This window comes from Streptomyces sp. E2N166, from assembly GCF_003671715.1.
In the GTDB taxonomy this organism is placed as follows: domain Bacteria; phylum Actinomycetota; class Actinomycetes; order Streptomycetales; family Streptomycetaceae; genus Streptomyces; species Streptomyces thinghirensis.
Window position 1 is genome coordinate 88,910 of the sequence record NZ_RAIF01000018.1, and the last position, 6,157, is coordinate 95,066.

Genomic DNA, 6,157 nt, shown 5'->3' on the forward strand with positions numbered 1-6,157 from the left:
GAGTAAATTGTTTCCGAACGGAACAAAGACGTTTCCGGAAACCGGGGCGGGATCGGGGCGTGAAAAACCCGCCCCGGTGCGTACGGGGGAACACGCACCGGGACGGGAGCAGGGGGCCGACGCCTACTTCAGGTGCAGCTGCTGGCCCGGGTAGATCAGGTCGGCGTCGTCGACGATGTCGTCGTTCAGCTTGAACACCTTCGCCCAGCCGCCCTTGACGTCGTGCTCCTCGGCGATCGAGCTGAGGGTGTCGCCCTTGACGACCTTGTACTCGCCGTCGCCCTTCTCGACCTTCTTGCCGGTCGGGGTGGTGACGGTCTTCTTCTCGGCCGGCTTCTCGGCCTTCGGCTCGGCGGCCGGGCGCTCGTCGGAGCGGGAGGCCTTCTGCTCGGTGGAGCGGTCGGCCGTGGAGCCGCCGCTCTCGCTCTGCGAGGAGCCGCTGTCCTGGCTCTCGGAGCCGCCACCGGTGTACGCGGCGCTCGACAGGCCGGTACCGCAGACCGGCCAGGCACCCTTGCCCTGGCCCGCGAGCACCTTCTCGGCGATCTCGATCTGCTGCGCCTTGCTGGCCTGGTCGGCGGTGGCGGCGTACTGCGTGCCGCCGTAGCCGGCCCAGGTGGAGGCGGAGAACTGCAGACCGCCGTAGTAACCGTTGCCGGTGTTGATGGACCAGTTGCCGCCGGACTCGCACTGGGCGACGGCGTCCCACTCGGACGCGGTGGCGGCGGAGGCGTTGCCGGCCGCCATCAGCGGGGCGGCGACGGCGGCACCGGTGACGCCGGCGACGGCGATGACACGGGTGGCCTTGGACGGGCGGCGGTGCTTGCCCTTGCCGGAAAACAGCATGGTTGATCCCCTCACCGACGCCTGCGAGGTGAGCTGTCGGGTTCGGGCCGGTTGAGTTGCCCGGCCGGTTCCTCGCGGAACTCGGCTTAACCCCTAGCCGCTCCGGCTCAACTGCCCGGTGCGGCACTTACCTTGGGTCCCCCGCTCCTGCCTTCGGCGCTTGCGCGACGACTGTTCCCGGACGGCCGCTGGCAGGATTCGGCGTTGCGGCAGCCGGGGCCCGCGATGGCGAGCGGTCATGACCGTAGACACGCGCTCCGCGGATTTTCAAAGACGATCACGGCTTCTGAGACCTATCTCTCACGTGATCCAAAACGGACATACGGCCTCGAACCGTGACGCGAACTACCCCTGCTTTTCGACCGATTCGCCCGTGACCGTGAGCGTCTGACCGGGCAGGATGTGGTCCGGGTCGGTGCCGACGACCTCCTTGTTGCCGACATAGAGCGAGCGCCACCCGCCGTCGACCTCAAGGGAGTCGGCGATGCCCCAGAGGCTGTCGCCGGAACGGACGGTGTACGAGCCGTCCGCGGACTCTCGCGCCTCACCCTCACCGCGCGAGGCGTGCCGCCCCGACGACTCGCCCGCACGACCGTCCGCCGCGCCCTCGTCGGCGCTGTCGCCGCGATGCTTGCCCGCGCCGGAGTCCCCGGTATCGGTGAGCGCCGAATCCCCGCCACTCTGCCCCGCCTTGTCCGTTTCGCCGATCCCCGGAGAGGCCGTGGGCGAACCGCCGACACCCTGGGAGCCGACACCCTCCGTGGGCTCGACTTCAGAGGACGTGTCGGACTTGGTCGAATTGTCCCCGCTGCCCGACGTGGCGTCAGAGGCCGGGGATGAAGACGGCGAAGGGGACGAAGAGGGCGTCCCGGAGGCGGGTTCCGGCGACTCGGCCGTGCCGGACGGCTCGGGAGTGTCCGACGTCTGCGGCGCCGCCGGCTCCTCCGACGTGCCGTCACCCGCCGAACCGGTTCCGCTGTCCGTGGGCGCCGAGTCGTTGCCCATGCCCGCGAGCAGGGCGCAGGTCGGCCAGGCGGCGATGCCCTGGTCCGCGTGCAGCCTCTCGGCCACTCTTATCTGCTGGGAGCGACTGGCCTGGTCGGCACTCGGCGCGTACTCGGTGCCGCCGTACCGCTCCCAGACGTCCTGGGAGAGCTGCAGGCCGCCGTAGTACCCGTTGCCGCTGTTCTGGCTCCAGGCGCCGCCGGTCTCGCACTCGGCGACGCGGTCCCAGTTCGCCCCGTCGGCCGCGTGGGCACCGGTGGCGCCGAGGAGCGGGATCGCGATGGCGGAGCCGGTCACTCCGGCGGCGACGACCAGGGCGGGAGCCTGGCGGGGGCGGCGGTGACGACCGTTCCCGGAGAGCATGCGACGACCTTTCACAAGACAGCGGGGACCGCGCGGCGGACGATGCTCGGCGCCACGCTGATTCGTGAACGTATAGGCAGATGATCGCTTGTCACAAGTTCATGCCGCGCAGATCACGTGAAGATCACAGAGTTGAGCGCGTGTCACTTTTGCGTCGGCGACGAACCGTCGCTCGCCGTCGACGGGACGGGTGTGAACGACACGGGCAAGGTGCGCAGACCTCGCATGATGAGCCCGCCGCGCCAGCGCAGTTCGGCCGGGTCCGCGGCGAGGCGCAGGTCCGGGAAGCGGGTGAGCAGTGTGGCGAGGGCGGTCTGCCCCTCCAGGCGGGCGAGCGGGGCGCCGAGGCAGTAGTGGATGCCGTGTCCGTACCCGAGGTGCTGGCTGTCGCGGCGGGAGAGATCCAGGGTGTCCGGGTCCGCGAACCGCTCCGGGTCCCGGTCGGCGGCGGCGAGGACGACGAGGACGGGGTCGCCGGCCGCGATGCCCTGCCCGCCGATGGTGAGCGGCCGGGTGGCGAAGCGCCAGGTGGCCATCTCCACCGGGCCGTCGTAGCGCAGGAGTTCCTCGACGCCGGTCTCCAGCAGGGTGCGCTCGCCGGCGGCGAGGGACGTCTGCAGGCGGTCCCGTTGCCCGGGGTGGGTGAGCAGGGCGTACGCGCCGTTGCCGATGAGGTTGACCGTGGTCTCGAAACCCGCGAAGAGCAGGATGAAGGCCATCGCCGCCGCCTCGTTCTCGGTGAGGTGCTCGCCGTGGTCGGAGGCGCGGATGAGCCCGGAGATGAGATCCTCGCCGGGGCCGGGCTCGGGCGGCAGTGCCGCGCGCTTGCGGTGGATGAGGTCGGCGAGATAGCCCCGCATCCTCTTCACCGACCGCGCGACCCCACCCCGGGGCCCGCCACCGTGACGGATCATCATGCCCGCCCAGTCCCGGAAGTCGTCCTGGTCCTCCCGGGGCACGCCGAGCAGGTCGCAGATGGCGTAGATGGGCAGCGGGAACGCGAACTCGTGGATCAGGTCGGCGCTGCCGGTGCCGGCGAAGCGGCCGATGAGGTCGTCGGCGAGCTCCTGCACCCGGGGCGCGAACTCGGCGACCCGGCGGGGCGTGAACGCCTTGCTGACCAGCCGCCGCAGCCTGGTGTGGTCCGGCGGGTCGATGTTCAGCAGGTGGGTCATCAGCTCGGCCTTCCGCTCCCCCGGAATGCCGGTCTTGCCCTTGGCGTGCGCGGGCTCGTCGTGGTGCGCCGGGTTCTTGGACAGCCGCGGGTCGGCGAGGGCCTGCTTGGCGTCGGCGTACCGGGTGACCAGCCAGGCCTCCACACCGCTGGGCAACCGCGTGCGGTGCACCGGGGCGTGCTCGCGCAGCCAGGCGTAGGCGGGGTAGGGGTCGCTCGCGAACTCCCAGGTGAAGAGCTCGGGGGCGGGACGGTCGGGCGTGGAGTGGTCGGTCACCCCTTGACCGTATCCGGGGAGCCGGCGGTGACCGGGGCGGTGGTGGCCCTCCCCCCGGCGGCGACCAGGGCGGTGGTGGCCGTCCCCCGGCGGCGCCGCACGGCCCCGGTCTCAGCCCCCGGCGGCCTCGGCTCCCCTGATCGCGTCCCGGTACGCCCGGGCCGCCGCTCTCAGTGCCGCCTCCGGGTCCGTGCCCTCGGCCTCGGCGCGGGCCGCCAGGGACAGCAGTTCGTAGCCGATGCCCTCGCCGGCGGGCAGCGGGACGGACAGGCCCGCCGTGCGCACCCGGGAGGCGAGCTTGGCGGCGAGGGCGAGGCCCGGCTGGCCGAGGGGGACGCCTTCGGTGACCGAGGTGCGCTGCTTCTCGTCCGCCTTGGTGCGCAGCCAGTGCTCTCTGACCTCTTCGGGGGTGGACGCGGTCGCGTCGCCGAAGACGTGCGGGTGGCGGTGGATCAGCTTGGTGACGATGGTGCCGGCCACGTCGTCGACGGAGAACGGCGCGTCGGGGTCCTCCTCCGCGATGCGGGCGTGGAAGACGACCTGGAGGAGTACGTCGCCCAGTTCCTCGCGGAGTTCGTCGCGGTCGCCGTCCTCGATCGCCTCGACGAGTTCGTACGCCTCCTCGATGGCGTACTTGGCCAGGCCCTTGTGGGTGCGCTGCGAGGACCACGGGCATTCGACGCGGATGCGGTCCATGACCTGGACGAGGTCGAGCAGGCGGGCGCCCGGCAGGTCGTAGGAGGCGGGGAGCAGCTCCAGGTCCGGCATGTGTACGCGGCCGGACCCGGCGAGGCGGGCCAGTCCGTCGGTGAGGGCGGGGTCGCCCTCACCGGTCGCCACGACGACCACCGTGCGGCCGCCGGCGCAGGCGGCGACCAGTTCCTCGGCGGTCGGGGCCGTCTCGTCGACCCGTATGCCCGCCTCGCGCAGGTACGGCAGCTGCGGGTGGGCGCCGTCGGCGCACAGCACGCGGTCGGCGGTGCGCAGGGCCTGCCAGGCGGGCCAGGACAGCAGGCCGGGGGCGACGCGGTGGCTGGTGGTGAGCAGGACGACGCGGCCGGGGCCGGGGGCGGTGCCGGGGGTGGTGTCGGCGGTGGTTGCGTTCACGATCAGAACGTAACGCACGCGGCCGACAGCCCCGCGAGTCGTCCACAGGGGCGGCGGAGCGTCCCCGCGGGACCGTTACGCCGTCTGTTGCGTCCGCGCCGCCGTGATCTCCCGCACCCAGGGAACCTCGGTGTCGACGCGGCTGCTCTTCTGTACGTCCCAGGCGCCGTAGCGCGGGTTGAGGTCGACGTCGAGCTTCTCGGAGGCCTTGGAGAGGGCCTGCCAGAACTCGGGGCGGCTGGTGTCGGTGCCGAGGCTCTCGGCGAGCTTCTGGGCCTCCAGCTGGAGGCGGAGGTTGTCGTCGAGGCGCTCGGGCGGGACGCCGTACTGCTGGAGCCAGACGGTTTCCAGCTCCTTGGCGCCGCCCGCCTGCTCCTCCAGGCCGCCGCGCATCTCCTGCACTTCCCGGCGGCTGACGGTCACGCCCGCGTCCTGGGCGGCGCGGTGCAGGACCCGGTCGAGGACCATGCTGTGCAGGGTGTCGCGGGTGAGGGTGCCGGTGCGGGCGACGACCTGCTCGTACTGGGCGTCGTCGGGGACGGCGGCCCGCTGTGCGTCGCGCACCTCGTCGACGCGGTTCTCCAGCTGGGAGACGGTGATCCGCTGGTCGCCGACGACGGCCGCCGCTCCCGGATGCGCGTCGTTGCCGCAGGCGGTGAGCAGGGGCGCCGCGGCGGCGATCGCTGCGGTGAGGAGGAGCGCGGTGCGACGGCGGCGGTGCAAGGAAACCTCCCGAGGAGATTGTGCGACGGTGCACAAAGTCTTGCGATGATCGATGGTAGGCAGTGGCCCGGCTCTGGCCAACCCATTCGACCAACGATTCACCAGGACTTCGGGCACCGCCGCGCCCCGGCGGGGGTGGTGGCCGTCAGCCGCGTACCTGGCCGAGCCACTGGAGGGTGCGCCGGATCTCGGCCGCGAGCGGGTGGCCGGGGCCGTGCAGGCGCTCCACGTCGTGCAGCAGCCGGGCCAGCGTCTCGTGGGCGGCGGCGCGGTCGCCGAGGGCGAGGAGCAGGTGGCCGATGCGGCGGCGGACGTCGTGGGCGAGGTCGGGATCGCCGGCGACGTACTGGTTCTCGTAGTACGGCAGCAGCGCGCGGTACTCGGCGAGGGCGGCCGCCGGTTCGCCGAGCTGTTCCAGGCACTGTGCGGCGTCGTAGCGGTGGCGCAGGGACTGCGGGTCGGCCTGGCCCGCCTCGGCGGCGCGTTCGTCTGCGAGGCGGCGCAGCTCGGGCAGGGCGCGCCGGTACTGGCCGTCGTCCATGAGGGTGGCGGCGTACTGCCTGCGCAGGGTGCGGACGACCGGGGAGCGTTCGCCGTGCTGTTCGGCGGCGGCGGGCAGGATCGCGCCGAGGATGTCGACGGCCTGGGTGATGCGGCCCTCG

Annotated in this window: 5 protein-coding genes, 1 pseudogene and 1 riboswitch; all 6 genes and pseudogenes read right to left on the reverse strand. The window is 72.4% G+C overall.

Going from position 1 to position 6,157, the window contains the following annotated elements; genetic code table 11:
* Positions 1–123 precede the first annotated feature (123 nt).
* A complete protein-coding gene (locus tag EBH09_RS14650) occupies positions 124–846 on the reverse strand; it encodes a transglycosylase family protein (protein WP_121747463.1) in 723 nt (240 codons plus the stop codon).
* Positions 847–849: 3 nt separating this feature from the next.
* Positions 850–1,015, reverse strand: a riboswitch (cyclic di-AMP (ydaO/yuaA leader).
* A 176-nt stretch (positions 1,016–1,191) separates the two neighbouring features.
* Positions 1,192–2,214, reverse strand: a complete 1,023-nt coding sequence (locus EBH09_RS14655) for a transglycosylase family protein (protein WP_121747464.1) — start codon at positions 2,212–2,214, stop codon at positions 1,192–1,194.
* A gap of 143 nt (positions 2,215–2,357) precedes the next feature.
* Entirely contained in the window at positions 2,358–3,665 is a 1,308-nt protein-coding gene (locus EBH09_RS14660; protein WP_121747465.1) for a cytochrome P450, read from the reverse strand.
* A gap of 111 nt (positions 3,666–3,776) precedes the next feature.
* Positions 3,777–4,772 (reverse strand): nucleoside triphosphate pyrophosphohydrolase, encoded by a 996-nt coding sequence (locus EBH09_RS14665; RefSeq protein ID WP_121747805.1) that lies wholly within the window; start codon positions 4,770–4,772, stop codon positions 3,777–3,779.
* 75 nt (positions 4,773–4,847) lie between these two features.
* On the reverse strand, positions 4,848–5,495 hold the full coding sequence (locus EBH09_RS14670) for a SurA N-terminal domain-containing protein (RefSeq protein WP_121747466.1): 648 nt from the start codon (positions 5,493–5,495) through the stop codon (positions 4,848–4,850).
* A gap of 145 nt (positions 5,496–5,640) precedes the next feature.
* A pseudogene (locus tag EBH09_RS14675) lies at positions 5,641–6,157 on the reverse strand (serine/threonine protein kinase); the annotation flags it as partial.